Consider the following 26,178-nt stretch of genomic DNA (forward strand, 5'->3'; position numbering starts at 1 on the left):
AAATGTTTATTAATGTTAGGAAAAAACTAACAGTCCATTAGCTTTTTGTCATCTAGAAATTAACATAATAGAACTTAGAATAGAATTGTTCACTAAGACAAGGTTCAACATTGGAGTATATATGAGCAACGTAGTCGTAATTTCTGGTCACCCTAATTTAGATGAATCTTGGACAAATAAAGTTATTTTACAGCAACTAAATCAAAGTGCTGAAAGCATTGATATTCGTCGTTTGGATGAACTCTATCAGGACTTCAATATTGATATTGAAGCTGAACAAAATGCTCTGCTTAAAGCTGATATTGTGGTTTTACAGTACCCATATTATTGGTATTCAGTGCCAGCACTTCTTAAAAAGTGGATTGATGATGTTTTTGCTTTTAACTTTGCATATGGTCCAGAAGGAGACAAGTTAAAGAATAAACAGTTTATTCTTTCTTTCACTATTGGTGGACCAGAAAGCTCTTATGATCCGCTTGGCTATAATCACTTTACCATTGAACAACTTGCATATCCTCTGCAGCAATTATGCTATTTATCAGGAATGGTTTATCAGCCTCCGGTTTATTCACACCGTATGGTTTACATCCCAGGTATATATAACACTCAAGAAGAAGTTGAAGAACGTGCTAGAAATCATGCTGATCGCTTATTAAGTCAAATAAACCTATTAGCAAACTCGATTGAAGCTAAATTTGAATTATTTGTTAAACAATGGTTTTACAGGTTTGATGAGTTGCCAGATGTGAACGACTATTTCCTTGAATATTTATCTGAAGATTTTGAGCTAAATTCGTTTGGAGAGATCTTTAAAGGTACTGCTGGATTTAACGATTGGTACAGATCGCTGTTGAACACGTTTAAACCTAGCGTAACGCACCTCATTGAGCAGGTATCTTTAAAACCTGCTGACGGTTCAAAGTATGATGCCGAACTGCGTATACGTGTAAAAGGAGAGCTGAAAAACGGTGAGAGCATTAATCAGCTAGTAAATGAAAACTGGAAAGTATCTGTGAATGAAGCAGGTTCTTTTACTATTCATAGTTATCAGGTGATAGCTGTATAAATTTGACTAAAAGAGGTCTCACTATGAAAAATGTATTAACTCATGTCTTATTACTCGCTGGTATACTTTCTGTTACAGCGAACGCAGGAAATACAAGCTTTACGAACCCTAAAGCAGTGCAGAATACTGTTGAAATTAATAACCCTGCTTTATGGCCAAAGCCAGCTAATCCAGTAGCATCCGGATCTGAAAATAGCGCCGCATTACAAGTCGTTCAAGGCTTTTTTGGGGCTTATGGTAAAGGCGATACGGATGGATTAAGAGAGTTTGTAGCCGATGATGTAGAGTGGCATATTCCGGGGAGACATCAACTTGCAGGAACCAAGCGTGGTATTGATGAATTCGTAGCTTTCTTTAACCAATTGGGTGAAGCCGGTTTTGCTGCAGAGGTAATGATACTTGCTGCCAATGATACTTATGTTATCGATGCTCATCGTGGTTGGAGTACAAAAGCTAAAGATAGCGTTGATTTAAATTGGATCCTTCTTTATCAGATTGAGAACGGCAAGATTAAGCGTGTGCAGAATTTCTCAGGTGATCTTTATGAATCAGACATGTTTTTCAATAAATTTGCTGAATCAATAAAGTAAATATAATGTAGCCTTTTATTAATTACCTTCGAAAGAGTTAATAAAAGGCTACTACCTTATCAAGGTAAGCTATGAAGAATACAAATAACCAAAAAACAGCTTTAGTTACAGGTGGTAATCGAGGTATTGGTAGGGCAATAGTCCAATCGCTTGCTAGTAAGGGGTATAAAGTTATCCTTGCTTGTCGTGATATTGAAGAAGGTTTACAAGTATCCAGAGACATAAAAGGAGATGTTTCAGTCGTTCAGATAGAGCTCTCAACCCCTAAAATACTAGCTAAGCAAATCCGTAAAATTGATGCGAATTTTCCACAAATAGACATTCTTGTGAATAATGCTGGTGTTTGTGAAGAGCGTAATTTCTCGACACTTAGTACATCTGATCTTATGTATTCTATGCAGGTGAATGCTTTATCTGTATATGAACTTATTCAATTCTTCGCAAATAATATGTCCCAAAGGGGCTATGGACGTATTGTAAATGTATCTTCAGGGTGGGGAACTTTTTATGAGGGTCTATGTGGTCCAACAGCTTATTCTATTAGCAAAGCGACATTGAATGCGATAACTAAAGTTGCAGCTCAAAATTATTCCTCTGTTGTTAAAATAAATGCAATGTGTCCAGGGTGGGTGAGAACGCGTATGGGGAGCAATGCCGCAACAAAGCCACCTGAGCAAGCAGCAGAAACCGTTATTTGGTTGGCGACATTAAATGAAGATGGTCCGAGTGGGAAGATTTTTCGTGATAAAAAGCCTATCAATTGGTAGCTATTTGCTTGAAGGTTTTATCTATAGAAAATTTCATATTTGAATTTTTAATTACTTTATCTTAGCTAGGATAAAGAATTTTTAAATTAACACTGTTTCTCAAAGTATATGGTGTACTTTTTGACAAGAATAATATTGAGACTTGGTAATAAAGTTAATTAGTATGAGGGCTATTTTTGTAATTTACGCCTACATTTATGTACTGTATTTAGGTAAGCCTTCAATTAATTGTAGGGTTGTGAATAATAACTGCTTAATTCACAGTCAGCCTTTCGGCTGACTGCATAAGATATCTCTGCAATGATGGTTTCGTAATCGCTTTTTAGCGATAATGTCCAGACCAGTTAATAATTTTCCCTTCTTTAATTTTAAATTTGTATTCAATTGCTGGTTCTGGAAAAGGCCACCCTATAGGCCAGAAAAGGCAATGAACAGAATCTGTTTCAGTACCTTTTAGAACTTTTTCTACTTTGTATTTTCCACCGTAAACATCGCGTTTTACAAACTTAAGTACTTCGTCTTTACCTTCAAAGACCATACCAGCAATATTAACTGTTACTTGTCTGTTAAAGCAGGATAGTAACTTTGTATCATTTTTTTCGGCAACGGCGTCAAAATAACAACGAACAGGCACAGATAACATACTAACTTCACTATTTACATCGAAGTCTTTGAAAGACTGTTGGGCCCAACCGGAGTATGTAATTACAAAAATGATTGAAGCTAGTAGAAAGTGTCGAAATGAAAGTATACGTATGATCATTAAATTTTTCCCTCTCAGATTTAAGAATTTGCTTTAACAATCTACTCAGTAAGTGGCATCTACATAAGGCTGAATTATCCAAACAGTCTGTTAGATATTTATTCACATTAATAAACTTAATTATTGAATGTTGTTAGTTATTACCTAACGGTCTATTAGGTATCCATCACCTAGAACTAATCAATGAAAGCCCTAAAATGTAATTACGAACTGAATAGAACTCTTTAGCGAGGACAGAAATATGAGTAACAATTTTCAAGCAGTTAAACAAATTGGTTATGGTGCTATGGGGCTAGAGGGGTACTATGGTGCAAGTGAAGATGAAGCCGCTATAAAAACTTTGGCGTATGCTATTGATAAGGGCATGATGATTGATACTGCTGATGCTTATGGTGGTGGCCACAATGAAGATTTGATTAAACAAGCGCTGATGAAAGCTGATAAGAAAGCGTTTATTGCTACCAAATTTGGTCTTGTTTTCGAAGAAGATCAAACCGGCAGCACAGTCGACACTGGTTGGGGGTTCCCTTTAACCATTAATGGCACAAAAGAGTATGTAACGCGTGCTATCGACAATAGCCTCAAGCGCCTTGGTGTTGATTGTATTGATCTTGTGTACGCACATTATTTAGACCCTCAAACCTCATTGGTAGAGACTGTATCGGCAATGGCGGACGCAGTAAAAGCTGGAAAAGTAAAAGCTATTGGACTATCTAATGTCACCGCTCAGGAAGTTATTGAGGCGCATAAAATACACCCAATTACGGCAGTTCAGTATGAGTACTCTCTTTTCCGCCGAGAAGCTGAAATTGATATTCTACCTGCAATTAATCGAATTGGCGCATCGCTTGTTTGCTGGTCACCACTTGGCGCTGGCTTCTTAACTGGTCAGGTTCAGCAACTGGAAGAAAATGACTTTCGTAATAACAATCCAAAGATGCAAGGAGAGAACTTTACTAATAATCTACAACGATTAGAAGAAATCAAAAAGGTCGCTGAGGAATATAGTATCACTCCAGCCCAATTAGCTCTCGCTTGGCTGGTTGCTCAGGGTGATAACATCATACCAATTCCAGGAAGCAGAAAAATCACTCGTATAGATGAAAACCTACAAGCGTTATCAGTGAATCTTCGACCTGAAACACTTGCAAAGTTGAATGAAATAGCCCCAGTTGGCGCATTTAAAGGTGGAACTCTAGTTTAATTAATCTGGCTTTATACTAATATTTACCCATGGCTAACGTATATTAGTCATGGGGGTTTTTTATTAAAATTGTATTTTATTCTTGTTAGAGATTTAGTTTATTAGACTAAGATTATATTTTTTATGAACACTAATATCAGTTAAATAACTGAATAACACCATTAACTAGAGTAGAGCAGTAAACTTATGAGTATTAAGTTGAATTTAGTAAATATTTAAAAATATTAATTAGTATGAAAATCAAACAAAAAAATCAAATTGATTTTTTTGTTTCTGCTGACCAATATTCACCTTCTTTTCTATCAATATGTAAATGCAAGATTTTTAAAGCTTTTTCTTCATTTTTTTCTTCGATTGCAGTAAGAATTTCTAAATGTTCTTTATAGCTTTTTGACATATGATCGGGATGTCTTCCTAGCATATTCCTAACTGTTGACATTTTTTGAGAAATTGTCTGATAAGCATCATTTAAGAAACGATTTCCAGAGTGGTCGAAGAATAATTGATGGAACTTTGAATCTAATATTAAATACTCTGTATCATTCTGTTCATTTCGAGCAGAAGTCATTTTATTTGTACATTCTCTAATACTGTTTGAAAAATCTTTAGGGTTATTTTGTATTGCAGATATTAAAGCAGCAGACTCTAAACATGTTCGTGCATCACATAATTGAGCTAATTCATCAGGCTCTAAGCAAAATACAAAAGTTCCTCTTTGGGGTTCAACTGTAACTAACCCTTCCATCTCTAATCTATTGATAGCTTCTCTGACAGGTGTTCGACTTACATTAAATTCTTTAGCAATTTTTACTTCAGAAATCTGGCTTCCAAGCTTCAGTTTCCCAGAAATAATGTCTTCAGTTAACTTTTCAGTAACAAGTTCTGTTAATGATTTAGGCCTTACTATCGAGCTCATTTAACACTCCAGAAAAAAATAACTCTAACTATACGTTAATTTTGTATTCGAAATTTAATCTTTTGAAAAAAAACAATGATTGACGAGTTAGCATACTGTATGCCAGTCTATAAGGACAATAAAAATTAAAGATTGGAACTATTGTGAAAAGAATCGAAAATTTAATTACATCTGCTAATAAAGTGCTCATAGCAGCTTTGCTTGGAATCACATTTTCTATCGTTTTTGTAAATGTGATTGGTCGATATGGCTTTGGGGTTTCAATTTCATGGGCTGAAGAGGTTGCACGTCACTTGATGATTCTTTGTGCTTTTTCTGCTTCAGGTCTTGCTTTGAGACAAGGTCGGTTAGTATCTATAACTATACTCCCAGATATTCTTCCTCAACGTTTTCAATTAGTCCTTCGTTGGTTAATAGTCATTGTAATGTTTGTCTTCATGTCAACCGTTCTATGGCTAGGTGTGGAGTTCGTTCAATTTGGCTGGAATAAAGAAACAATGGCCACAGGGATTTCACGAGGAATACCTTATTTATCCATTCCAATCGGATGCTTTATTTTTCTAGTACAACTTATATTTTTCGCAAAACGTTTTACTCGTTACGAATTTGAGTTTGAAAAAGAAAGTATTGATACCAACCAGGAATTGGAGCGTTAAGTTATGACAAAAACATTAATTATATTATTTTTTTGTACGCTAATATTAGGTGTACCCGTTGCTTTCACAATGGGGATAGCTGGTTTAGTTTCAATTATTGCTTTCGATGTAGTTAACCCGCTAATAGCAGTACAAAGACTATTTAATGGTATTGATAGTTTCCCATTAATGGCTGTTCCTTTTTTTATATTAGCCTCAGAGTTAATGGCTGTTTGTGGGCTTACAACCTCTTTACTAAGGTTTGCAAATGCATTGGTTGGTCATTTAAAAGGGGGCTTAGGTCATGTAAATGTAATGACATCGATGCTTTTTGCTGGTATTTCTGGGTCAGCATTAGCTGACGCAGCAGGTCCTTCAGCTATAGTGATGAGAATGATGCGTAATGCTGGTTATTGCAAATATTATGCAGGTGCTTTGTCTTCAGCTACTGCCACAATAGGGCCAATAATCCCTCCTTCAATACTTGCTGTGATATTTGCTATTTCAACAAGTGGAGTAACGGTTGCAGGGCTATTTTTAGCAGGAATCATCCCCGGCCTATTGCTAGGGGCTGCTCTATCAATAACTAATCATATCATTTCTAAACGAAATAATTATAAAGGCAGAAGTAATAAGGCTTCTTTAAAAGAGCTACGGGTTGCTCTCTTTGAAGCCGCTCCTGCTTTGATTATGCCAGGTATTATTTTAGGCGGAATTATTTTCGGGGTTTTTACTCCAACAGAGGCTGGTGCTGTTGCTTCAGCATATGCATTAATGCTTGGTGTAGCGAAAAAGAAGCTATCTATTAATTCTGTCTATCATGCTTTTACTAAGGCAGCAGTGATTACGTCTTCTGTTTTTCTAATAATTGCAATGGCGTCAATATTTGCTTGGATGCTTACTTATTTACAAATTCCACAACAATTAGCATCAGCTATTAGTGGTCTGACGAGTAATACAATAGCAATTCTCTTTATTTTAGCTGGCTTCGCTCTAATTTGTGGCTTCTTCATTGATACTCTTCCTGCCCTAATAATACTGACTCCTATACTTGGCCCGATAGCTTATAGCGCAGGTATTGACCCACTTCACTTTGGCATGATGCTTATTCTTAACCTCACCATAGGAATGATAACTCCGCCTGTAGGCCCTGTTTTATTCGTCACTGCAACAGTTGGTCAGCTTAAATTAGAAGGGCTTTTTAAAGCAATTTTACCCTTATTGTTTGCAGAGATCCTTGTTCTTTTGCTGGTTATTCTCATTCCTGAGATCAGCACCTTCATCCCAAAGGTATTGGGTTATAGCAATTAATAACATCTGGAGAAAATAATGAAAAAAATATCCAAAGTAATAAATGTAACCGCTGCAATTACTCTTTCTTTATCGGCAGTAACCGCTGCAGCAGAAAGCTCGAAGGTATTAAAGTATGCACACTTTCAATCAGCGGATATGCAATCTCCTAAACATGCAGCAGCTTTAGCTTTTGAAAGCTGTGTAGAAGGAAAAACATCGAACTCTATAGACGTACAAATTTATCCCGCATCTCAACTTGGTGGTGGTACTGCAATTATGGAAGGTCTGGAATTTGGCGTTGTTCAAATGGCAGCAATTCATGATGGACCAATCTCTGCTGCATACAAACCTTTTTCGGTATTAGCAATGCCATATTTATTTGATGACCAAGCTATGGCGTGGTCAGTTATGGATGGCGAATTTGGGCAGAGCATGGCTGAAGATATGCGTAAGAAACTTGGTATTCGAATGTTTGGAGTCGCTGATAATGGCGTTAGAAACTTTACAAATAATGTTCGACCAGTTTCTTCTCCTGAAGATATGAAAGGATTAAAGCTTCGCGTTATGACTGCTCCGGTTTGGATAAAACTTGTTGAGAGTTTAAACGCTTCAGCTATTCCTGTTTCTTGGCCTGAATTACCTGGTGCTCTTCAGCAAGGAGTAGTAGATGGGCAAGAAAATGGTGTAACGAATATTGTTAATGCCTCGTTATACCAACACCAAAAATATGTCTCATTGGATGGGCATGTTTTTAGTTGGCATGCGTATTTAATGAACGATAGCTTTTATGACAGCCTGTCAAATAATGAAAAAAGCTCTGTAAATCAATGCGCTACTATTTCAAAAGTAATTCACAGAGGAATGACTGCATCTCAAGATGCTAATGCCGCTGCAATTCTTTCTGATAAAGGGATGACAGTAGTGCCAGTAAGTCCTGAAGATAAAGCTAAATTTAGAGAATTGGCCCAACCTGTTGTAAGGCAGTTTATTGTCCAAGAAATTGGTGAGGAATGGCCAAACAAACTTGATGCCGCAGTTCAAGATTATCGCAATGAGTTTATTAATAAATAGGTTAACTATGAAATTGTCAAAAATTGTTGTACTCGAGCCCGGTTATTCTTCCTATAAAACTGAATTATCCATTTTGGCTAATCTCAATGTAGAAATGATATCGGTGAGTATGGACTCTAATGTGATAGAAGAGTTGAGAGCGATAGATCCTGATATTGTGTTTTTGAGGGAGAGTAATTTTAAAAAAAATGAAATTGATGCTTGCTCAAATTTAAAGGGGATTATTCGTTATGGAGTAGGGGTAGACAATATAGATTTGCCCTATGCAAAATCTAAGAACATATATGTCGCTAACGTTCCTGACTACGGTGCAGAGATAGAGGTTAGTGAGCATGCTTTAGCTCTTTATCTATCTATACAAAGGAGAATAAGTACACGAGATCGAGAAGTTCGCGAGGGTGTTTGGGGGGTTGGTCAAAATGCGATTATTCCATCTAGAGATAAAGCCATTTTAGGCTTAATTGGATGTGGAAAGATCGGATTAGAGAGCGCTAAAAAATTTAGGGCTCTAGGTTTCTCAAAGGTTATTGCGTTTGATCCATACCTTTCTGAATCTGTAGCTAGCAAAAATGATATTGAAAAAGTTGAACTACCTCATCTTTGCTCTTTATCGGATGTAATTAGTTTACATGCCCCTTTAACGGAAGAGACACATCATATTTTAAATAAAGAAATGCTTGATCTTATGAAGCCAACGACAATTTTGATTAACGTTTCTCGTGGTGGGTTGATAGATGAGCTAGCTCTAGCTAAATCACTTAGCGAAAATAAAATATTTGGGGCTGGAATAGATGTATTTGAGTCAGAAAAAACACCTATTGTTAGCCCCCTTTTATCTGCACCAAACACTATTGTAAGTGACCATACTGCATGGTATTCCGAGCGCTCAGTAGAGATGCTGCAACGTAAGGCTGCAGAGTGTGCTTATGATATTTTAACTGGAAAAGAACCTAACTCTTGGGTAAATCCATAAAATTAAATTAAATATATTAGGAGTATATTATGAATTTTGAAGACTTAATTAGTGGTTTCAGGTCAGTAGCAACTGCTTCAGTTGCTGATGCTGTAGATAAAGTTTCTGGGCATACAGGGTTTCTACCTGAGCAATATAAGCCAAGAATTAATGAAAAGAAAATTGTTGGTCCTGCGGTTACTGTCTTGGAAGGGCCTACAGTTGAATTTCTTCCTCCTGAGCATGCTTTAGATGCAATTGATGAAGCTGAAGATGGATCGGTAATTGTCATTTCAACTAATGGGACTACAGATGTTGCTCTTTGGGGTGGCCTGATGACTGCTGGTGCAGTAGCTAATAAGCTTGAAGCGGCTGTATTAGATGGTGGGGTACGTGATCTAGTTGAAATCAAAAGAGATTTTGATTTTCCTGTTTACTCTAGAGCTGTTCGTCCTGGAACAACTCTTGGAAGAATTAAGACAATCGCCTCAAATGTTGAAGTATCTTTAGGGGGGGTAATAGTGAATCCAGGAGATATCATTGTAGGGGATATTGACGGTGTAGTAGTCGTTCCAAAAGACGACGCTGAAGAAGTATTAGCATTAGCTAAAGAGATTGATTTAAAAGAGGCTGAACAGGCTCGTTTGATCTTAGAGAGTGGCTCTTTAAGAGAGGGCTTAGCTAAGTACGGCCGTATTTAAAGTAATGAGAGTACCTTCGTAGTGCTGCAACACTACGAAGATACAAAATAATAAAAAAACGTGAGAAAAAACTATGAATAAAAAAATTATCCTGATGGTTTTTTGTGCTTTTTTATCGAAATCTATTCTAGCACAGGCAAATGCAGAAAAAGTAATAGAATGGAATAGCCTTCCCTACAAAGTCCAAGATAATAAAGTCAAAGCTTTATGGGAAAAAAGTGATATTTATGGGAAGGCCCTTGTTCAAGGAGTGAAAGTAGACTCAAGAGGAGATATATATGTATCCACCGCTAGGTGGGGAGGAAAAAGTATTCCATCTACTCTTTCAAAACTTGTTAAAAATGAGGAAGAATGGCAATTAGAAGCATTCCCAAATGAATCATTAAATAACCCATCGAATCCTTTAGGTTTAAAATCTGTTCTTGGTTTTGAAATCGATAGAAATGATGTTATGTGGATTTTAGATCAGGGCCATATTAGTGGAAAAATGTCTAAAGGCGATGCTAAATTAATATTATGGGATTTAAAAAAAGATAAAGAGGTACAAAGGTATGTATTCACAGAAAACGAAGCAAACCAGAAATGTTCTTTTTTAAATGACCTTTCTGTAGATAATGATTCAGGCATTGCTTATATTTCTGATAGTGGAATTTTCTGTAATCCATTACATGGCGGAATTGTAGTTTATGATAGTAATACAAAGGCTGCTAAAAGGGTTTTAGATCAGTCAAAATTTACTAATGATGATCCAAATTTCTTTTTTAATATAGATGATCGCGCTGTATTAAAAAATGGAAAAATGCGAACCGGAGCAGATGGGATAACACTTTCATCAGATTACAAAACACTATATTGGACGAACTTAACAGGAAATGCCCTATATAGCTTACCTACTGAAATACTGCGTGATCCTACTTCTAATTCAACAATTATTGAAAACTCTGTAACCTTAGAAACCATATTGCCTTCTAATACTGACGGAATTACTGCTGACAATGCTGGTAACTTATATATGACTGCTTTGTCGTTAGATGGAGTGATGAAATATGACACTTCAACCAGAAAAGTTTCACGATTCATACATAATCCAGAAATGAATTGGCCAGACACACTATCTTGGGGGCCTGATAATTCTCTCTACATTATTTCAAATAATTTAAATGTTTGGGTTGATGGTGATATGAATTTTGATAATCCAAAAGAATCAAACTTTATAATTTGGAAAGCTAATAATGTAGGAAAAAGCTATACCTCTAAATAAAAAACTAAAATTTAGATTATTTAATAAATTAATCATTAGTTAATAAATTACCCTTATTTGATTAATAAAATAAGTATTGCTTTTAAATAAAGTTAATAATTTTTGGATTCAGGAAAAAATCATGTCGACTGAAATACTATGCATTGGTGAGCCGTTATTAGAATTTAATCAAATGGAGAATGGTCATTATGTTCCGGGACACGGTGGTGACACTTCTAATTGTGCAATAGCTGCTGCACGCCAAGGTGCTAAAGTAGGTTATTTTACCTTGATTGGAGATGACTCTTTTGGACAATCATTCAAAGAGTTATGGAAAAAAGAAAACGTTGATACATCTTCAATAAAAGTGTGTAAAAAATCACATACAGGAGTCTATTTCGTGACTCATTCTGAAAAAGGTCATGAGTTTAGCTATTTTCGTGAGGGATCTGCTGCAAGTAAAATGAGCCCCTTAGATCTTCCTGAAAAGGAGCTGAAGAAAGTAAAAATTCTGCATGTTTCAGCAATAAGTCAGGCGATTTCAGATACTGCTGCCGATACAATTTTTAGAGCTATAGAAATAGTTAAAGAAGCTGGGGGCTTAGTTTCTTATGATACTAATCTACGTTTGAAGCTTTGGTCTTTAAATAAAGCTAAATCTATAACACATGAAGCAATGAAGAAATGTGATATTGCTTTGCCTGGTTTAGATGATGCACAGCAGTTAACTGGGTTAAGAGATCCAGATCAAATTGTTGATTTTTATATGAAGCTTGGTGCAAAAATTGTAGCTTTAACACTGGGAAGTGAAGGGTGTTTGGTTGCAACCCAGACAAATCGACAGCTCATTCAGGGTATTAAAGTGGACTCTGTTGATGCAACTGCAGCAGGTGACACTTTCGATGGTGCATTTTTAGCAAGATTAGTTGCAGGAGATGATCCTTTTAGTGCTGCTATTTATGCAAATACAGCCGCAGCTATTTCTACTCAAAATTATGGTGCAGTTAGTCCAATGCCAACTACAGAGGAGGTGAGGTTGTTTATGAAGCCTAGTTTTTAAATTTCATGCATTGTGTTTTTAAACTAAGTTAGAGCCTTTCTGTAATAACTTATTGATAGGGTTCGAAATGACTTTCTACTCTCTTTGCCCTGTAACAAGGGCTTTTTTAAATTGAAAAAAATTGGGAAGATAAAGTTTAATATAAGAATTTGAACTTATTTTAAATATGGCATTTATAATACTTTCTAACAGCAGAATCTTATTATCTTCTTATATAAAAATCATGTCGGTATTTGAGGTGATTGAAAACCTTTAACTTTAAGCTGCAAAACTATTATTTACCGTATCCTCTTTTGAAAGTAGTGCACAACTAGCTGGTAAAAGCGTGTCACATGGGCGGGCTTTTCGGCCATAAATTGATGCAAAAAATAAAAGTGCCAAGCTCTTCCTCTAGTCTCTGGTAACAGGAGTTCAAGCTCTTGTTCTAGAAGGTGGGGTTGTAAGAGAAACTCTGGCAATATAGCAATGCCCATATCATTTAATACCATCTCTAGGGCGGTATTTGGGGTGTTGGTTTTAGCATAATGTGTTGCTTGGTGTGAGATGCTTTCTTCTGTTTTTACATCTAAAAGTTGTAGCTTGTTTTGTTGCCAAGGTGTGGCAATAAACCTGTGTTTATCTAGGTCTTTAAGTCGGTTAGGTATGCCAAATTGTTTCAGGTAACGAGGTGATGCACAAAAGTGTTCGCTTACTTTGCCTATAGATAAAGCACGGTAGTTAGAGTCTTTTAGATTTCCTCCAAAAATAGCGGCATCTAGGTTGTGTTCGATTAAGTCTTGCCAGCGGCCGTTTACCAATATCTCAGGGCTGATTAGCGGAAATTCAGTACACAGCTGAGCCATGGCAGGCACGACAATATTCTTCTCAAAAAAGGGCGGGACTGATACGCGAAAACTGCCACTGGGCTGTTCTTTTTCACTGTCTAATTCTGTGAGTGTCATGCTTAATTGTTCGCTGAGTAACTCACTTTTCGCTAGGAGTTTTTCGCCAACTGAAGTCAGTACCACGCCACGAGTATTTCTTACTAAAAGCTGCTGATCTGTTGCGGTTTCCAGCCGTTTAATTTGCTGACTAATCGCGGACTTGCTCATACCTAGCTTTTTAGCTGCTTGGGTAAAAGAGCGCATTTTGGCTACTTCAACAAAGATAAGTAAGAGAGGAGCAAGTTTAATTGTATTCATGGATTTTATGCTTCTGTGTACATGCTTTTTCATTTTGATTTTATTGTTCATAAATATAAACACTGAGTCTATTTTATGGTTATTGTTTAATAATCTTTGTGTTTCTAAACTAAGTCAACTTTATCGCGCTTTGAGCGCTTTTTAACACTTAGGAGTAATACGAATGACTTGTTTAGTGATTGTTGAATCAAACTTAATCGACCTTGAAGAGCTAGCTAAATACAGTGAGCAAGCCGTGAAAACGCTTGCTGCTTTTGATGGGCACTTTATTACCAAAGGGGATGTGGAAGTACTTCACGGTGACGCTGCTTTTGGGAAAAAAGCGGTTATTCAGTTCCCAAATAAAGACGCTGCTCGTAACTGGTACGAGAGTGAAGAATATCAGGCGCTTATTCCACAGCGTGAAAAAGGTATGAAGAGTCAGTTTCACCTGGTCTAACGCGATAAGCGCGAAACCGCTAACGGCTCCCTTTTACCTACTCTCTTTATGATATTAATGAAGAGAGTAGATGCTTGAGGCTCAATAATGTTCAGGCTCAATTGCGACATAGGTTACTATGGGCGATGATTGTAAAACTTGAGGCTTTATCTCGTATTCCTCAAACCATAGGAAGCTGACATGATACAACTCATCCTACTCTTACTTGTTGCCCTAGCTATTTTGCTGCTGCTAAAAATGGCCAAGAGCACGAAAAGCCAAAAAGCGACCTTAGAAGAAGCCAGAACCTTAGGCTTACAAGAGGCAAGCTTGCATATTAATAACCCTATTTTGTTTGAAGATTATGTTCAGGCAAAAGGCCTACCTAATGATGTTTTAATCACCTTGATAGAAGAAGGAAAAATGCCTTTTTATGAATGGCGTGGCTATACCTTTGTTGAAAACCGTGAACTGGCTCATGCTAGAAAATAGCCATCAGAGCTTTTTGCCACTTCGGCTTTCCCCCCCCTTATTGCTAATCACAATACTTGGTGTTTCTTGAAAGGCTGTAACTATTACTTTTTGTAAACAGATTTTTAAGCATATATCTCATTTTTTATTTTTATTTTTATAGATTTTTGATGAATTAAACCTACTTTAGTAGCAATTTTAAGCTTTTTAGCCGAGATAATATTATTTTTCAGGGTCAAGCTTAACTTTATGCTTTAGACGCTTTTAGACAAAATGATTACGTATAGATTACAAAAAGCTGCTTAACTTCACATTATGCTGATTTGAACTATTATTATTTTTATCAGTGCCCTACATGGATGTTTCTGGCTAATCGCAATCTTTTAGCAGATGAAATAGGTGTACGAGTATGTTTGAGAATCTTAGTTTTAGAATAAAGCTCATTATTTTACTTTTTTGTACAATAAGTGGCTTCATCGTCGTTACCTTAGTTTCCCTCAATGGTTTGAATACCCAACAAGCAGCCTCTGATCGGTTGCAAACCTTGTCCAATATCGAAAGTAATTTAGATTCCCTAGTTTTTTCTATGATGGAAAAACATGACGGCATGTCATCCCTCAATGATGAGAATTATGCGGCTTATGTAGAAGCGATTAACGCGAACAAAGTCGCTTTTTTAGAGAGTTTAGAATTAGACATTGCCAATATAGAGACTGAGCAAGGCCGGGTTGAGCTTGAGAGTACTAAGACTAGCTTGATGGGATACTCTGATTCCCTAACCAATATTATTGAGCAGAGGCATAGCTTAGGTTTTGATAGTAAGTCTGGTATCAAGAATCAGGTGCAAGTGCAGGGTGATATTGTTTTGGCTGAAATTGCATTTTTAAGCTTGGTAAAACGTGAATTTATTAAGGTTCGTGAAGCAGAGAAAATTTATATTTTTGAAACCACACCAGATAATCTGGCTTTATTTGAAGAGACTTTTCAAGGCTTTATAAAACGTATTCAGAACTTTGGTTTAGAGGAAAAGTTTGGTGGCAATATTAATTTATATCTTACTGAGATAGGTAAGTTGACTCAGCAAAACGAAGCGACCCATCTTGCTGAAGAGGCCTTTGTCGGTCAGAAAAAACAGTTTGTCGACAATAGGGTCTCTGTTTCTGAATACCTAGGTAGCTTAAACGCAGAGGCAAAACATTTAGCCAATAAGAGCTTTGATAATGCGATTTATACTTTAATTTTAGTGAGTGTTTTGGTCGCTGTATTCTCTGGTGTCATCATGCTGGCAATAGGTAAGAGCGTGAATAAAACCTTAAGTGAAATCATTAGTGACTTGGTAAAAGTAAAAGAGGGTGACCTTAATGTCAGGCTCTCGATTAATAACAAGCGTAATGATGAATTCGATGCCTTATGTGGCTCGGTCAATGATATGTCTGAAGGCTTAAATAACGTGGTAAGTGGTGTTGTAAATACCACAACGGATGTGAATGAAAAGGTCGCCAATTTACATCTCGCAGTAAACAATATTGCTGACAGTAACCAATCTATCAATACTCAAACTTCGTCTTTAGTGGCTGCTACAGAAGAGATTTCTAATAATATTTCGAGTATTTCAGATACCACGGATAATTTAAGTGCTCAGTCGAAAGATACCTATGAGTCGGCTAAAAGTGGTGCTAAGACAATGGAGGAAGCGCTTCATAATCTGTCTAAAACCACTGAGTTTGTGAATAAAACAGGAGAGCAACTTAATGAGTTGGGTCAGTTATCATTAGATATTGATAGCGTCATTTCTATGATTAATGATTTAGCTGAGCAAACAAACTTGTTAGCACTTAATGCTGCCATTGAGGCGGCACGGGCAGGTGAAGCCGGTCGTGGTTTTTCTGTGGTGGCTGATGAGGTTCGTGCTCTCGCTGAAAAGACCGTGGATGCGACTGCTAAGATAACAAATATCGTCAGTACAATTCAGAACTCAACCAATTCTGCCATTACCACCATGAAGACAGGTCAAGAGAACCTCTTGGCGATTGAAGAGTCTGGTGAAAAAGCAGAAAAGGTCATGCGTGAAATTGAAGGCCTAGCTAAAACAGGGGCTGAATCTGCCAACCATATGGCCCAGTCTATTTTAGAGGTATCCAAAACGGCTGTTTTGATGAATGATGATATGGATAAAATTGCCCAGCAGCTTCAAGTAGATACAGATTCTATTACTATTATTTCAGACAACACTAACCAGATTTACCAACTGGTTGAGCATTTGGATAAGAAAACCAGCGTTTTTAATATTGAACAGCAAGCCTAGAATCACGTTTATCTTGGCTCAAGGACGAGCCTCATAAGGCCTGATAGGCTTTACCTCTATTTTAATCTTCTATTTTTTATCCTGCTTTTTTGGTGTAAATAAGAGATACTAGTTATCTCTACTCCTTAACTTAAACGCTTGTCTTAACAGCAACTTAAGCACACAAACAGGATTAAAACATGAGCATTAAAACGGCCATTGTTGGTTATGGCTTCTCATCGAAAACATTTCATATTCCTTTTATTACGACTACAGACGCTTTTCGTTTTGTGGCTGTGAGCAGTTCCAAGAAAGACGCGGTACTGGCGGATTGGCCAGAGGTCTCTCATTACCAAAGTGCTGATGAGATGATAGTGAACACAGAGGCTGACCTAATCATTATCACTGCACCCAATGACGTGCATTATGCTTTAGCAAAGTTAGCGTTGGAGAATGGTAAGCATGTATTAATCGAAAAACCTTTTGTGACTCGCTCGCAAGATGGTGAAGCGCTAATCAAACTGGCTAAAGAAAAGGGCTTGTTATTGAGTGTCTATCAGAACCGTCGTTATGACGGTGATTTCCTGACGGTTAAGCGTCTGATAGAGGAAGAAAAATTAGGTGAGGTTAGAGTCTATGAGTCTCACTTTGATCGCTTTCGTCCAAATGTACAGCAGCGTTGGCGTGAAGTAGCAACTGATGGCGGTGGTATCTTGTATGATCTAGCGCCACACCTTTTGGATCAAGTAATAACCTTATTTGGTTTACCGCAAAGCCTGAGTGCCAGTTGTAAGGTAATGCGTAAAGGAGGCAGTACAACGGACTATTTCCATTTAACCCTGCATTATCCAGAACGAGAAGTTATTCTAGTTGCTAACCTATTTTGCTCTGGGCCTAACTTAAGGTTTCAAGTACAGGGAGATAAGGCCAGCTACCTTAAGTATGGACTGGACCCTCAAGAAGATTGTTTGAGAGCGGGAGAGCTGCCTCTTGGTGATAACTGGGGTGCCGAGAAGTTAACTGAATTTGGTAAACTTTACGATGACGAAAATGTTGAGCTAATTCCAACAGAAAAAGGCTGTTATCAGAACTTCTTTGCTGATTTGGCTAAGGCAATCAGTACAGGTGATTTTGACCCTATGGGGGCTGAACAGAGCTTGAATAGCATTCGATTGATAGAGTTAGCCCTTGAAAGTGAAGCACAAGGTCAGAGGTTGGATGTGAACTTCTAAGGACTTTTTTATAGTGAAAAGGCTTTTATCTAAAGGCTTTTCACTTAAGTTATCTGTTTTAAAAAGCCCAGTTTTATACCTTGTATGAAATTGGGCTTTTTAGGTTCTTTAATGTGTTTCAGACGCTAGACTTGCCTCTTGTTGTTTAATTAAGAAAGCCAGTTTTCGTATGCCGTCTTCTCGGGTTCTCATATCTTTTTCGCTAAAGTTAAGGCGCATACAATGTCTGTACTTCCCTGTGACTGAGAAGAGTGTACCAGGGGCAATATTGATCTCATGCTTTTGGCATTCCTCTGAGAGCTTCACCACATCGATATGCTTAGGTAACTCAACCCATAGAATAAACCCCCCTTCTGGGAGGCTGATTTTTGTCTCCGCTGGGAAATACTTGTTAAGTGTTTGAATAAAGTGATCTCTGGCTTGACGGTATTCTTGGCGAGAGCGCCTTATGTGCCTGTCATAGCCCCCTGTTTTGATAAAGTCAGCAATGGCGAGCTGTGGCAAAGTTGGGCACATAGAATTACTGACATATTTAATATGAGTCACTTTATCGCGATAACGCCCCGGTGCTATCCAGCCAACTCTTAAGCCTGGTGCGATCGTTTTAGAAAAAGAGGAGCAAAACATGACACGGCCGTCTTCATCAAAGGTTTTGACTGTTTTAGGCCTTGGGAATTGGTAAGAAATATCCCCGTAAATATCATCTTCAATAATGGCAATATCATAACTTTGAGCCAGCTTATAAAGCTTTTGTTTGTTCTCGTTTGGCATGGTGTAGCCAAAAGGGTTGTTACAGGTTGGTGTAACGAGAATGGCTTTAATAGGCCACTGATCAAGAGCCAGTTCTAGCGCTTCTAAACTAAGGCCTGTTACTGGGTGAGTAGGAATCTCAATGGCTTTTAGGTTGGCGGCTTTAATTGCTTGGATCGAACCATAAAAACTTGGGGATTCGATGGCGATAATTTCACCCGCATCAGCAACGGCTCTTAGGCAAACGGATAAGGCTTCTTGGCAGCCAGAAGTGACAACCAAATCACTAGGATGAAGGTGACAGCCAAAACCTAAAGCAAGACGACACAGTTGCTCTCTTAATACTAACGCTCCTTTCACATCGCCATAAGATAAGCTATCGCTAATGTTGTGTTTGGTGAGGTCTGAAAGCTTTTTAAGGAGAGGCTTTAGTGAAGAGCTATCCATATTGGGCATAGCGTGTTGTAGCTGGATATTGCCTTTATTCTCTCTGTTGATCAGCTGGGTGAGTACTTGTTCCCACTGTGACACTTCCATAGGTCTTTGTGGCGGTCGTGAAACCTCGGGCAAGCTATGGTTGTTGCTATTAGGTGTCGCAAAGTAACCTGACTTAGGTCTTGCCTCTACCAAACTCTCCATCTCAAGGTGACGATAGGCTTCCTGTACTGTGGAAATGCTCACCTCATGTTGGCTTGCTAACTGTCTGACAGAGGGCATTTTATCGCCAGTTTGAAAGTAACCTTGTTGGATATGCTCACGTAATTCGTTGGCCAGTTTTTGATAGAGTTTCATAGTGACTGTCTGTTATCAAAGGGAAGTTAGCTTGAATATTAATCAAGATGTTCTATTTATTCCAATACAGATGATGTTTAAAAAGACAATACAGGGCAATTTTAACTTCATCTGTATGGTTTAAATAAGGTGTTTTTGGGTCTGTATTGTTTTTTGAATATTTTTTAAACTGAGTTCACTTAATCAAACCCCATTTATTAGTAATTTAAGTGGGTAATCATAATGTATGAGACAAGAAGGAGAAGACGATGCTATTAATTGCTTTATTTCACAATATCCAAGGCGCAATGAAAACTTATTCAACACGCCGTCAACTCTGCCATTTAAGCCAAGCGCAGCTAAAAGATGTGGCGATTGCACCTCAGGCTGCGATGAAAGAAGCGAAAAAGGCTAATCTATGGTGTCTATTACATGATGTGATGAAACGACAATCAAAAGGTAAGGAGGATTAATATGGAGCTGTCATTTTTCTTTGCCATTGCTTTATTTGCTTTTGTGATGTCGGTAACGCCAGGGCCTAACAACTTAATGTTGCTGGCTTCGGGTGCTCAGTTTGGTTACATACGCACCTTGCCACATATGTTTGGCATCATAATAGGTATGGCGTGTCTGATTAGCTCTGTGCTGGTTGGTTTAGGTGCGGCGTTTGAACTTTACCCTGTTTTGTATGATGTGCTTAAGGTTGTGGGTAGTCTGTATTTGTTATGGTTAGCATGGAAGATTGCTAACGCACCAACGGATGACAATGCTTTGCAATCGGGTGATGTAAAAGCCAGACCCATGCGTTTGCATTCGGCCTCCTTATTTCAGTTTGTGAACCCTAAGGCTTGGACTATGGCGATTGGTAGTGTGAGTACCTTTACGCTAACAGGGGACATGTATTGGCAGTCTGGAATCTGGATCTTGATAGCCTTTGCAACCATGGGCTTTATTGCGATTAGTCTTTGGGCGGGTCTTGGTGTGGCGATTAGACAGTGGCTCACTTCGGTAAAGCGTAAACGTAACTTTAATTGGTTTATGGGGATGATGACGGCAGCAACTTTGATTTTCATTCTGGTAGATTAGTTATATCCTTAGTGGCTGACCATTAGATTTAACCACGCCCATGTAAGCTTAAATACATGGGCTTGATGATGAATACGCGATACAAAAAATTATGACAATAGATGCAGAAGTCCCTCAAGTTAAGGTAACAACTTGTTCTGACGATGAGCAGGTTTGGAGTGTGTATTTAATACGTACACGCCTGAATACCTTGTATGCTGGGGTGACAACAGATGTAGATAGGCGCTTTAAAGAGCACGCCTCAAACTCTAAAAAAGGCGCTCGATACCTAAGAGGTAAAGGGCCTTTGGCGCTTATGTGGCACCAAGCTATAGGTGATAAGCGAGAAGCTATGTCGATCGAATATAAAATCAAACAAATAGATCGTAAGAAAAAGCTTTCGCTTATTCACGGCTCACTCACCTTAGATGATATTTTAGCTCATAATAAGTGAGTTATATTTCATAAAATAACCTTATGTTATAAATATAAGGTTTTCTTGCCAATATTCATAACTAAAACTTTTATTTTTATATATTCTGCTCCTCAAACACTTGGTTGTCTTTTTATTGCTTGGCTTTCTCTTTAAGGAAACAGCTAGCAGAGTTACTTGGTAGGAGCAGAAAGTATGAATAAAGTAATTTTAATTGTGATTGATGGTTTGAACTACCAAGTCGCAAAAGAGTGTATGGGCTTTTTAGCGGCGCTTGAGCAAGCTGGGCAGGGCAAGCTTTATAAAATGGCCTGTGAACTGCCTTCCTTATCTCGCCCTTTATACGAATGTATTTTAACGGGTAGAACACCTTTAGAAAGTGGTATTGTCGATAACACCACGATTCGTTTATCCACTGAAAAAAGCATCTTCCACCTAGCCCAAAAAGCCGGACTTAAAACCGCAGCCGCAGCCTACCACTGGATTAGTGAGCTTTATAATACTTGTCCTTATGATGCGATTAAGCACAGGTTCACTGATAATGAGACTATGCCAATTCAACAAGGTATTTTTTATCATCAAGACCATTATCCTGATCATCACACCTTGTTGGATGGTGAGCATTTAAGACAAAAGCATGACCCAGATTTTTTGTTGATTCATACCATGAACGTGGATGATATTGGCCATAAATTTGCGTTAGATAGCCAGCAGTATCGTAATTCAGCTCGCCGCATGGATGGTTATTTATCTCACTTTTTACCCATGTGGTTAGAGCAGGGTTATCAGATTATGATCACGGCAGACCATGGTATGAACAATGATCATTCACACGGTGGTACCCTCCCTGAGGAAATTGAAGTACCCTTTATGGTCCTTGGCCAGGAATTTTGTCCGCAATCAGATCTACAACCGGTTAAGCAAACTGATATTTGTGGACTCGCCTGCCAACTACTCGGTATAGAAGGGCATGATAAGCATTTTGCTCAGAATATTTTGAAGGGTTAAGCATGACTGATTTACATATTTTTGATCTTGATGAAACCTTAATCGCAGGCGATAGCTCGTCTTTATTTTGCGAATTTATGTGTGATCAAGGTTGGATGGATAAGACAAACTTTTTGGCAGAAGAAGCAAGGCTGATGGATCTCTACCATAAAGGCGAACTCTTGATGCAGGATTATGTGAATCTTCAGGTTGAACCGCTCAAGCAATTCTCAAAACCTTTATTAGAGGCCGGAATTCAAACTTTTGTTAGCCAAGTGATGTTGCAAAAGTTTTACCCTCAGGCGATTGAGCTAATCAAACGGATTAAGCAACAAGGTGATGAGGTGTTAGTCATTTCAGCAACAGTGACCTTCTTGGTTAAGCCTATTGCGGCCTTACTTGAGTTAGATAATGTGTTGGCGATAGATCTTGTGATGGATGAAAACGATATGCCTACCAAGCAAATTGCTGGACAGGTGAGTTACCGTGAAGGCAAGGTTATTCGCCTACAAGAATGGCTGACTGATAATGGGCGTGAATTTGAACATAGCCATTTCTATTCTGACTCGATTAATGATTTGCCTTTGCTTGAGTATGTGGATTTTCCAATCGTTACCAACCCTGATGAACGCTTGGCGCAAATCGCCAATGATAAAAAGTGGCCTATCTTAGATTGGCGCCGTGATGAGGCACTTTCAACAGAATTGCATCGCTCACAAACGACAAGCAATTAACCTTATAAAATGAGTATTAGCCTGTCTGAAATTCGTGCTTTTAATGCTGTGGTTGAACATGGCAATTTTACACGAGCGGCGAGTGCGTTAGAGGTTAGTCAGCCTGCGGTAACGGCTCAAATCCGTAAGTTAGAATCTCGTTCTGGCCATTATTTATTAGAACGAACACCAAACGGATTTGAGCTCACGAATCATGGTAAGCGCCTATATCAAGTTTCTAGACAATATACGGACTTAGGCAATGCTTTAGATGCGGTGCTTTCAGCCGAAAACCAAGGCACTTTACCAAGCATTAAGATTGCTACAGCATCTGCTCTTATTTTTATGCCTTTATTAGCAGAGTTTCGACACCAGTATGGGGAAACCTGCCTAGAGATTAACTCTACAAGCAGTGCCGATTGTTTGTCTCAAGTGCTAAATCGTGAAGTGGATATTGGTTTGTTTCCTCTTGCTAAAAAGCATGCGTCTTTATCTAGCTTCGAGTTTCATCGTCATAAGTTAGTGGCAATTGTTGCTAAGTCCAGTCCACTGCACAAGTTAAAAGAAGTGAGTATCAAAACCTTGGCAGAATATCCTTTAATCTTTTCTGCTCATTCTTGTTACACCCAAGTATGCCTAGAAAAGCTCTTATCTGCGCATGATATCCAAGGTCATAGCCAAATTCGTTTAGATCATAGACATGAAATTTGTGAGGCTGTGATCCATGGCTTAGGAGTCGGTTTTGCGTTTGAACATGATATTCGTGCCGATGATAGATACCTCACTCTCGATATTATTGAAGCAGATGAGCCGGCTGTCGAACATGTGGTTTGGTTAAAAAACCGCAGTGTGATGCCTGCCGTACAAGAGTTTGTTCAGCTTGCTCTTGAGCAAGTGGCCGCTAAGGCCTAGGTAAGCTGAAAGTAAGCCCTCTCGCCTTAGACCCTTGATAAAAACATCTAGATTATTTACCTGTTTGATGACAAGTGTCTTGGTCTTTTAACCTAATAAAAAGAAACCCTAATTAACTTGAAGTTTGCTCTCACTCAAGGCTTGTTTTGCATACGCTCTGGGCCTAAACTGGAGATCGATAACGATTTTGAAGACTAGGAGCTGTCTGATTTTTCAGCGCTTTTTAGTACTGTTTTACACCTTAGGGATAAATTGAGCCTTCTATGATTAGTCATATAGATCATCTAGTGTTAACAGTTTCCGATATTGATGCCTCAGTGAACTTCTTTGTTGAAGTGCTTGGCATGACACCCATTATATTTGCCAATGGTCGCAAGGCGGTGAGTTTTGGTGAACAGAAAATTAATTTTCAAACTGCGGGTCAAGAAATGCGTAATCATGCGCTTGAAGGCTCGGGAGATCTTTGTCTGATTGCTAAGATTAGCCTAGACGAAGTGATTGCTCATCTAAAACATAAACAAGTGGATATTCTAGAAGGGCCTGTCGAGAAGACTGGCGCTATGGGACCTATGATGTCTGTGTATATTAATGATCTGGATAATAACCTGATCGAAATAAGCCGCTACCCTGAAGATGAAGCAGCGGCTCTATCTGATTAAGTTTTAGAAGGCAGGCCTTAGTTTATAAGCCTTGTACTAATTGCCTTAACTTGGCATAGCTTTGATCTTGATAACGAGCAAAACCTGATAAACGTTTTGCTCGACATTTTGTTAGATAAGGCGTGCTGATCCCTGCGAGAAAGCGGCATTTGGTATCTAGGCTCATACTATCTGGATGAAGCTTAAGGGCTGACTGAAAGGCGCTAGCGAGTTCGCTGAGATCTTGTCTAACTTGCTCTGAGTCGATGTCATTCTCATTCATACCTCGCCCGCTAAGTTTGCCTATGCTATTTCCTAAGCAACTTGAACAGTGGCCGCATTGGGCTTGTATGCTTGTATTCTCAGTGCTTTCATTACCAACGCTTTTGTCTCCAAAACTCTCATCACCAAAATAGCGCGCCAAACTTCTGTTTAAGCAGGTGTCTTGTTCGAAGAAGGCAATGAGCTTGGCAATTCGATCAATCTCTGCGTCTTCCTTTTGTTTGAAATAGTCACCAAGCTGAGCCGCAACCTGTTCTTTCTGAGAAAGGTCATATACCTCATAAACTTGTGTTAACTGTTTTGTTTCTAGCTCGATCAAACCTTTTTCACTTAAGTAATCTAAGGCTTTAATTGCTCTGTCTTTAGCGTCTTGTGCCCAAAACTCAAAGTTAGGCTCGCCCCAAACTTTTTTGAACTTGGTCGCTTCGAAAACCTGCATTAAAAAAGCGCATCTATCGGCATCGAATTGGCTGAGTACTTGTGCCATAGGCGTGACAAACTTGTAGCGAAAATGCGCGTAATAGGCGTATTTAGGGCTGATAATGCCCATCAGCTCAAGTTGTACTAACAATGTTTTTAAAGGAAGTTGACGAATATTGGTTTCATTAGAAAGCGCATACAGCTGCATCTCCCAAGTCAGAGTGCGTTGCATCACACTTTGTTGATCAATCAGATCTAATAAATAGGCAATGCTTTCAAGCTCTGGCGTATCCCCATAAACAAAGTTTTCTAAGGTCGAAAGGCCTTCAAGGTTTGCCAAAGTGACACAGTTTGAGGCTTGCCCATCTCGACCTGCACGGCCAATCTCTTGGCTATAGTTTTCGATCGATTTTGGTAGATCATAGTGAATGACATGACGAATATTGGATTTGTCGATTCCCATGCCAAAAGCAATAGTAGCCACTACGGTATTGAGTTTGCCTGACATGAAATCTTGCTGGATTTGCTCACGGCGTTCGCTATCTAATCCTGCATGGTAAGCCTGAGCGGATACTTGGTTGGCTCTTAGCCATTGGGCGATTTCTTCCGCGCTATATTGCAAGGTGACATAGACAATGGCTGGCTCTGCTTCATTTGTTTGAGGAGAAAGGCGTTGTTTCAATGCATTTAATAAGGCTGCTTTTTTATCTACTTGAGGGACACTTAAGACAGTTAAATTCAAGTTGGAACGATAGAAGCCTGTTTGCACTATGTGCTGTTCGTCTATGGCGAATTTTGCCGCCATATCTCGCTTTACTTTAGGAGCCGCTGTGGCGGTTAAAAGCAATACCAAAGGAATATTGAACTGGCGTTGGTAATCAGGGAGCTTTAAATAATCAGGGCGGAAGTTATGACCCCATTCTGAAATACAGTGAGCTTCATCGACTACCAATAACGAGATAGACAGGGTGTGCAGAAAATTACGGAAACTCTCATTATTAAAACGTTCTACCGATACCATGAGTATCTTAATTTGGCCTTCACGTACTTGACGCATAATATCGCGATTTTGATCAGGTGTCTGGCTTGAGTCTAAGCTGGCAGCACCTATGCCTTTGCTTTGTAGAAACTCGACCTGATCTTTAATGAGCGCCAGCAAGGGCGATACGACCAGTGTAATACCGCTAAGCTGAGTGGCACTAAATTGATAACATAAGGATTTACCTGCACCCGTTGGAAAGATAGCTAGGCTAGATTGCCCTGTTAAAACTTGGCGGACACATTGCTCTTGTCCGCCACGAAATTGATCAAATCCAAAGTGTTGCTGTAGGGCAGGTATGAGATTCATAGTTAGCTAATTTTG

Annotated in this window: 27 protein-coding genes; 22 read left to right on the top strand and 5 right to left on the bottom strand. The window is 38.6% G+C overall.

Going from position 1 to position 26,178, the window contains the following annotated elements; translation table 11 throughout:
• The first annotated feature begins 121 nt into the window (after positions 1-121).
• The 3 genes from TW85_RS05815 to TW85_RS05825 all read left to right on the top strand — a co-directional run bounded on the left by TW85_RS05815 (position 122) and on the right by TW85_RS05825 (position 2,423).
• On the top strand, positions 122-1,066 hold the full coding sequence (locus TW85_RS05815; RefSeq protein ID WP_046016156.1) for an NAD(P)H-dependent oxidoreductase: 945 nt from the start codon (positions 122-124) through the stop codon (positions 1,064-1,066).
• Positions 1,067-1,089: 23 nt separating this feature from the next.
• Positions 1,090-1,656 (top strand): nuclear transport factor 2 family protein, encoded by a 567-nt coding sequence (locus TW85_RS05820; RefSeq protein WP_084616139.1) that lies wholly within the window; start codon positions 1,090-1,092, stop codon positions 1,654-1,656.
• A gap of 71 nt (positions 1,657-1,727) precedes the next feature.
• Positions 1,728-2,423, top strand: coding sequence for an SDR family NAD(P)-dependent oxidoreductase (locus TW85_RS05825; protein ID WP_046016157.1), 696 nt, complete (start codon positions 1,728-1,730; stop codon positions 2,421-2,423).
• A gap of 322 nt (positions 2,424-2,745) precedes the next feature.
• Here the strand turns inward: TW85_RS05825 and TW85_RS05830 are convergent, their stop codons facing one another.
• Positions 2,746-3,066, bottom strand: a complete 321-nt coding sequence (locus TW85_RS05830; RefSeq protein ID WP_157196896.1) for a nuclear transport factor 2 family protein — start codon at positions 3,064-3,066, stop codon at positions 2,746-2,748.
• Positions 3,067-3,427: 361 nt separating this feature from the next.
• Here TW85_RS05830 and TW85_RS05835 point away from each other — a divergent pair, with 361 nt between their 5' ends.
• Complete coding sequence (locus TW85_RS05835; protein WP_046016159.1) at positions 3,428-4,390, top strand: aldo/keto reductase; 963 nt, start codon at positions 3,428-3,430, stop codon at positions 4,388-4,390.
• A 253-nt stretch (positions 4,391-4,643) separates the two neighbouring features.
• Here TW85_RS05835 and TW85_RS05840 read toward each other — a convergent pair whose 3' ends face one another.
• The gene (locus tag TW85_RS05840) at positions 4,644-5,306 is read right to left on the bottom strand and encodes a GntR family transcriptional regulator (protein ID WP_046016160.1); all 663 of its coding nucleotides are present in this window, start codon (positions 5,304-5,306) and stop codon (positions 4,644-4,646) included.
• A gap of 143 nt (positions 5,307-5,449) precedes the next feature.
• Between TW85_RS05840 and TW85_RS05845 the strand changes: the two genes are divergently transcribed.
• The 7 genes from TW85_RS05845 (at position 5,450) to TW85_RS05875 (ending at position 12,258) form a co-directional block, all read left to right on the top strand.
• Positions 5,450-5,962 (top strand): TRAP transporter small permease, encoded by a 513-nt coding sequence (locus TW85_RS05845; protein WP_052701919.1) that lies wholly within the window; start codon positions 5,450-5,452, stop codon positions 5,960-5,962.
• Between the two features lie 3 nt (positions 5,963-5,965).
• On the top strand, positions 5,966-7,252 hold the full coding sequence (locus TW85_RS05850; protein ID WP_046016162.1) for a TRAP transporter large permease: 1,287 nt from the start codon (positions 5,966-5,968) through the stop codon (positions 7,250-7,252).
• 18 nt (positions 7,253-7,270) lie between these two features.
• Complete coding sequence (locus TW85_RS05855; RefSeq protein ID WP_046016163.1) at positions 7,271-8,305, top strand: DctP family TRAP transporter solute-binding subunit; 1,035 nt, start codon at positions 7,271-7,273, stop codon at positions 8,303-8,305.
• A gap of 7 nt (positions 8,306-8,312) precedes the next feature.
• Positions 8,313-9,278 (top strand): C-terminal binding protein, encoded by a 966-nt coding sequence (locus tag TW85_RS05860; protein ID WP_162197493.1) that lies wholly within the window; start codon positions 8,313-8,315, stop codon positions 9,276-9,278.
• Positions 9,279-9,307: 29 nt separating this feature from the next.
• Positions 9,308-9,958: an RraA family protein gene (locus tag TW85_RS05865; protein ID WP_046016164.1), complete on the top strand. Its 651-nt coding sequence runs from the start codon at positions 9,308-9,310 to the stop codon at positions 9,956-9,958.
• A 73-nt stretch (positions 9,959-10,031) separates the two neighbouring features.
• A complete protein-coding gene (locus TW85_RS05870; RefSeq protein WP_046016165.1) occupies positions 10,032-11,219 on the top strand; it encodes an L-dopachrome tautomerase-related protein in 1,188 nt (395 codons plus the stop codon).
• A 121-nt stretch (positions 11,220-11,340) separates the two neighbouring features.
• Positions 11,341-12,258 carry a sugar kinase gene (locus TW85_RS05875; RefSeq protein WP_046016166.1) on the top strand — a complete coding sequence of 306 codons (918 nt, stop codon included), beginning with the start codon at positions 11,341-11,343 and terminating at the stop codon, positions 12,256-12,258.
• Between the two features lie 278 nt (positions 12,259-12,536).
• On the opposite strand, the gene TW85_RS05880 is transcribed toward TW85_RS05875, so the two are convergent.
• Positions 12,537-13,439: a LysR family transcriptional regulator gene (locus TW85_RS05880; RefSeq protein WP_046016167.1), complete on the bottom strand. Its 903-nt coding sequence runs from the start codon at positions 13,437-13,439 to the stop codon at positions 12,537-12,539.
• A 163-nt stretch (positions 13,440-13,602) separates the two neighbouring features.
• Here TW85_RS05880 and TW85_RS05885 point away from each other — a divergent pair, with 163 nt between their 5' ends.
• The 4 genes from TW85_RS05885 (at position 13,603) to TW85_RS05900 (ending at position 17,844) form a co-directional block, all read left to right on the top strand.
• The gene (locus TW85_RS05885) at positions 13,603-13,878 is read left to right on the top strand and encodes a DUF1330 domain-containing protein (RefSeq protein ID WP_046016168.1); all 276 of its coding nucleotides are present in this window, start codon (positions 13,603-13,605) and stop codon (positions 13,876-13,878) included.
• A gap of 180 nt (positions 13,879-14,058) precedes the next feature.
• Positions 14,059-14,349: a hypothetical protein gene (locus tag TW85_RS05890; RefSeq protein ID WP_046016169.1), complete on the top strand. Its 291-nt coding sequence runs from the start codon at positions 14,059-14,061 to the stop codon at positions 14,347-14,349.
• Positions 14,350-14,737: 388 nt separating this feature from the next.
• On the top strand, positions 14,738-16,633 hold the full coding sequence (locus TW85_RS05895; protein WP_046016170.1) for a HAMP domain-containing methyl-accepting chemotaxis protein: 1,896 nt from the start codon (positions 14,738-14,740) through the stop codon (positions 16,631-16,633).
• A gap of 179 nt (positions 16,634-16,812) precedes the next feature.
• Positions 16,813-17,844 (top strand): oxidoreductase, encoded by a 1,032-nt coding sequence (locus TW85_RS05900; RefSeq protein ID WP_046016171.1) that lies wholly within the window; start codon positions 16,813-16,815, stop codon positions 17,842-17,844.
• A gap of 108 nt (positions 17,845-17,952) precedes the next feature.
• Here the strand turns inward: TW85_RS05900 and TW85_RS05905 are convergent, their stop codons facing one another.
• Positions 17,953-19,386 carry a PLP-dependent aminotransferase family protein gene (locus TW85_RS05905; protein ID WP_046016172.1) on the bottom strand — a complete coding sequence of 478 codons (1,434 nt, stop codon included), beginning with the start codon at positions 19,384-19,386 and terminating at the stop codon, positions 17,953-17,955.
• A 248-nt stretch (positions 19,387-19,634) separates the two neighbouring features.
• On the opposite strand from TW85_RS05905, the gene TW85_RS05910 reads away from it, so the two are divergent.
• The 7 genes from TW85_RS05910 (at position 19,635) to TW85_RS05940 (ending at position 24,134) form a co-directional block, all read left to right on the top strand.
• Positions 19,635-19,838, top strand: a complete 204-nt coding sequence (locus tag TW85_RS05910; protein WP_046016173.1) for a hypothetical protein — start codon at positions 19,635-19,637, stop codon at positions 19,836-19,838.
• Position 19,839: 1 nt separating this feature from the next.
• Positions 19,840-20,451 (top strand): LysE family translocator, encoded by a 612-nt coding sequence (locus tag TW85_RS05915; RefSeq protein WP_046016174.1) that lies wholly within the window; start codon positions 19,840-19,842, stop codon positions 20,449-20,451.
• Positions 20,452-20,542: 91 nt separating this feature from the next.
• The gene (locus tag TW85_RS05920; RefSeq protein ID WP_046016175.1) at positions 20,543-20,884 is read left to right on the top strand and encodes a GIY-YIG nuclease family protein; all 342 of its coding nucleotides are present in this window, start codon (positions 20,543-20,545) and stop codon (positions 20,882-20,884) included.
• Positions 20,885-21,058: 174 nt separating this feature from the next.
• Positions 21,059-21,871, top strand: coding sequence for an alkaline phosphatase family protein (locus TW85_RS05925; protein ID WP_046016176.1), 813 nt, complete (start codon positions 21,059-21,061; stop codon positions 21,869-21,871).
• Between the two features lie 2 nt (positions 21,872-21,873).
• The gene (locus TW85_RS05930; RefSeq protein WP_046016177.1) at positions 21,874-22,584 is read left to right on the top strand and encodes an HAD family hydrolase; all 711 of its coding nucleotides are present in this window, start codon (positions 21,874-21,876) and stop codon (positions 22,582-22,584) included.
• Between the two features lie 9 nt (positions 22,585-22,593).
• Positions 22,594-23,475: a LysR family transcriptional regulator gene (locus TW85_RS05935; protein ID WP_046016178.1), complete on the top strand. Its 882-nt coding sequence runs from the start codon at positions 22,594-22,596 to the stop codon at positions 23,473-23,475.
• A gap of 263 nt (positions 23,476-23,738) precedes the next feature.
• Entirely contained in the window at positions 23,739-24,134 is a 396-nt protein-coding gene (locus TW85_RS05940; RefSeq protein WP_046016179.1) for a VOC family protein, read from the top strand.
• 22 nt (positions 24,135-24,156) lie between these two features.
• On the opposite strand, the gene TW85_RS05945 is transcribed toward TW85_RS05940, so the two are convergent.
• On the bottom strand, positions 24,157-26,163 hold the full coding sequence (locus tag TW85_RS05945; protein ID WP_046016180.1) for a RecQ family ATP-dependent DNA helicase: 2,007 nt from the start codon (positions 26,161-26,163) through the stop codon (positions 24,157-24,159).
• Positions 26,164-26,178: the final 15 nt, after the last annotated feature.

Origin of the sequence: Marinomonas sp. S3726 (genome assembly GCF_000967665.1) — a bacterium.
Classification (GTDB): Bacteria; Pseudomonadota; Gammaproteobacteria; order Pseudomonadales; family Marinomonadaceae; genus Marinomonas.

Excerpts from the sequence above, each read along its gene's own strand:
- TW85_RS05815 (WP_046016156.1), top strand. The coding sequence starts at position 122 with ATGAGCAACGTAGTCGTAATTTCTGGTCACCCTAATTTAGATGAATCT.
- TW85_RS05820 (WP_084616139.1), top strand. The coding sequence starts at position 1,090 with ATGAAAAATGTATTAACTCATGTCTTATTACTCGCTGGTATACTTTCT.
- TW85_RS05825 (WP_046016157.1), top strand. The coding sequence starts at position 1,728 with ATGAAGAATACAAATAACCAAAAAACAGCTTTAGTTACAGGTGGTAAT.
- TW85_RS05830 (WP_157196896.1), bottom strand. The coding sequence starts at position 3,066 with ATGTTATCTGTGCCTGTTCGTTGTTATTTTGACGCCGTTGCCGAAAAA.
- TW85_RS05835 (WP_046016159.1), top strand. The coding sequence starts at position 3,428 with ATGAGTAACAATTTTCAAGCAGTTAAACAAATTGGTTATGGTGCTATG.
- TW85_RS05840 (WP_046016160.1), bottom strand. The coding sequence starts at position 5,306 with ATGAGCTCGATAGTAAGGCCTAAATCATTAACAGAACTTGTTACTGAA.
- TW85_RS05850 (WP_046016162.1), top strand. The coding sequence starts at position 5,966 with ATGACAAAAACATTAATTATATTATTTTTTTGTACGCTAATATTAGGT.
- TW85_RS05855 (WP_046016163.1), top strand. The coding sequence starts at position 7,271 with ATGAAAAAAATATCCAAAGTAATAAATGTAACCGCTGCAATTACTCTT.
- TW85_RS05860 (WP_162197493.1), top strand. The coding sequence starts at position 8,313 with ATGAAATTGTCAAAAATTGTTGTACTCGAGCCCGGTTATTCTTCCTAT.
- TW85_RS05865 (WP_046016164.1), top strand. The coding sequence starts at position 9,308 with ATGAATTTTGAAGACTTAATTAGTGGTTTCAGGTCAGTAGCAACTGCT.
- TW85_RS05870 (WP_046016165.1), top strand. The coding sequence starts at position 10,032 with ATGAATAAAAAAATTATCCTGATGGTTTTTTGTGCTTTTTTATCGAAA.
- TW85_RS05875 (WP_046016166.1), top strand. The coding sequence starts at position 11,341 with ATGTCGACTGAAATACTATGCATTGGTGAGCCGTTATTAGAATTTAAT.
- TW85_RS05880 (WP_046016167.1), bottom strand. The coding sequence starts at position 13,439 with ATGAATACAATTAAACTTGCTCCTCTCTTACTTATCTTTGTTGAAGTA.
- TW85_RS05885 (WP_046016168.1), top strand. The coding sequence starts at position 13,603 with ATGACTTGTTTAGTGATTGTTGAATCAAACTTAATCGACCTTGAAGAG.
- TW85_RS05890 (WP_046016169.1), top strand. The coding sequence starts at position 14,059 with ATGATACAACTCATCCTACTCTTACTTGTTGCCCTAGCTATTTTGCTG.
- TW85_RS05895 (WP_046016170.1), top strand. The coding sequence starts at position 14,738 with ATGTTTGAGAATCTTAGTTTTAGAATAAAGCTCATTATTTTACTTTTT.
- TW85_RS05900 (WP_046016171.1), top strand. The coding sequence starts at position 16,813 with ATGAGCATTAAAACGGCCATTGTTGGTTATGGCTTCTCATCGAAAACA.
- TW85_RS05905 (WP_046016172.1), bottom strand. The coding sequence starts at position 19,386 with ATGAAACTCTATCAAAAACTGGCCAACGAATTACGTGAGCATATCCAA.
- TW85_RS05910 (WP_046016173.1), top strand. The coding sequence starts at position 19,635 with ATGCTATTAATTGCTTTATTTCACAATATCCAAGGCGCAATGAAAACT.
- TW85_RS05915 (WP_046016174.1), top strand. The coding sequence starts at position 19,840 with ATGGAGCTGTCATTTTTCTTTGCCATTGCTTTATTTGCTTTTGTGATG.
- TW85_RS05920 (WP_046016175.1), top strand. The coding sequence starts at position 20,543 with ATGACAATAGATGCAGAAGTCCCTCAAGTTAAGGTAACAACTTGTTCT.
- TW85_RS05925 (WP_046016176.1), top strand. The coding sequence starts at position 21,059 with ATGAATAAAGTAATTTTAATTGTGATTGATGGTTTGAACTACCAAGTC.
- TW85_RS05930 (WP_046016177.1), top strand. The coding sequence starts at position 21,874 with ATGACTGATTTACATATTTTTGATCTTGATGAAACCTTAATCGCAGGC.
- TW85_RS05935 (WP_046016178.1), top strand. The coding sequence starts at position 22,594 with ATGAGTATTAGCCTGTCTGAAATTCGTGCTTTTAATGCTGTGGTTGAA.
- TW85_RS05940 (WP_046016179.1), top strand. The coding sequence starts at position 23,739 with ATGATTAGTCATATAGATCATCTAGTGTTAACAGTTTCCGATATTGAT.
- TW85_RS05945 (WP_046016180.1), bottom strand. The coding sequence starts at position 26,163 with ATGAATCTCATACCTGCCCTACAGCAACACTTTGGATTTGATCAATTT.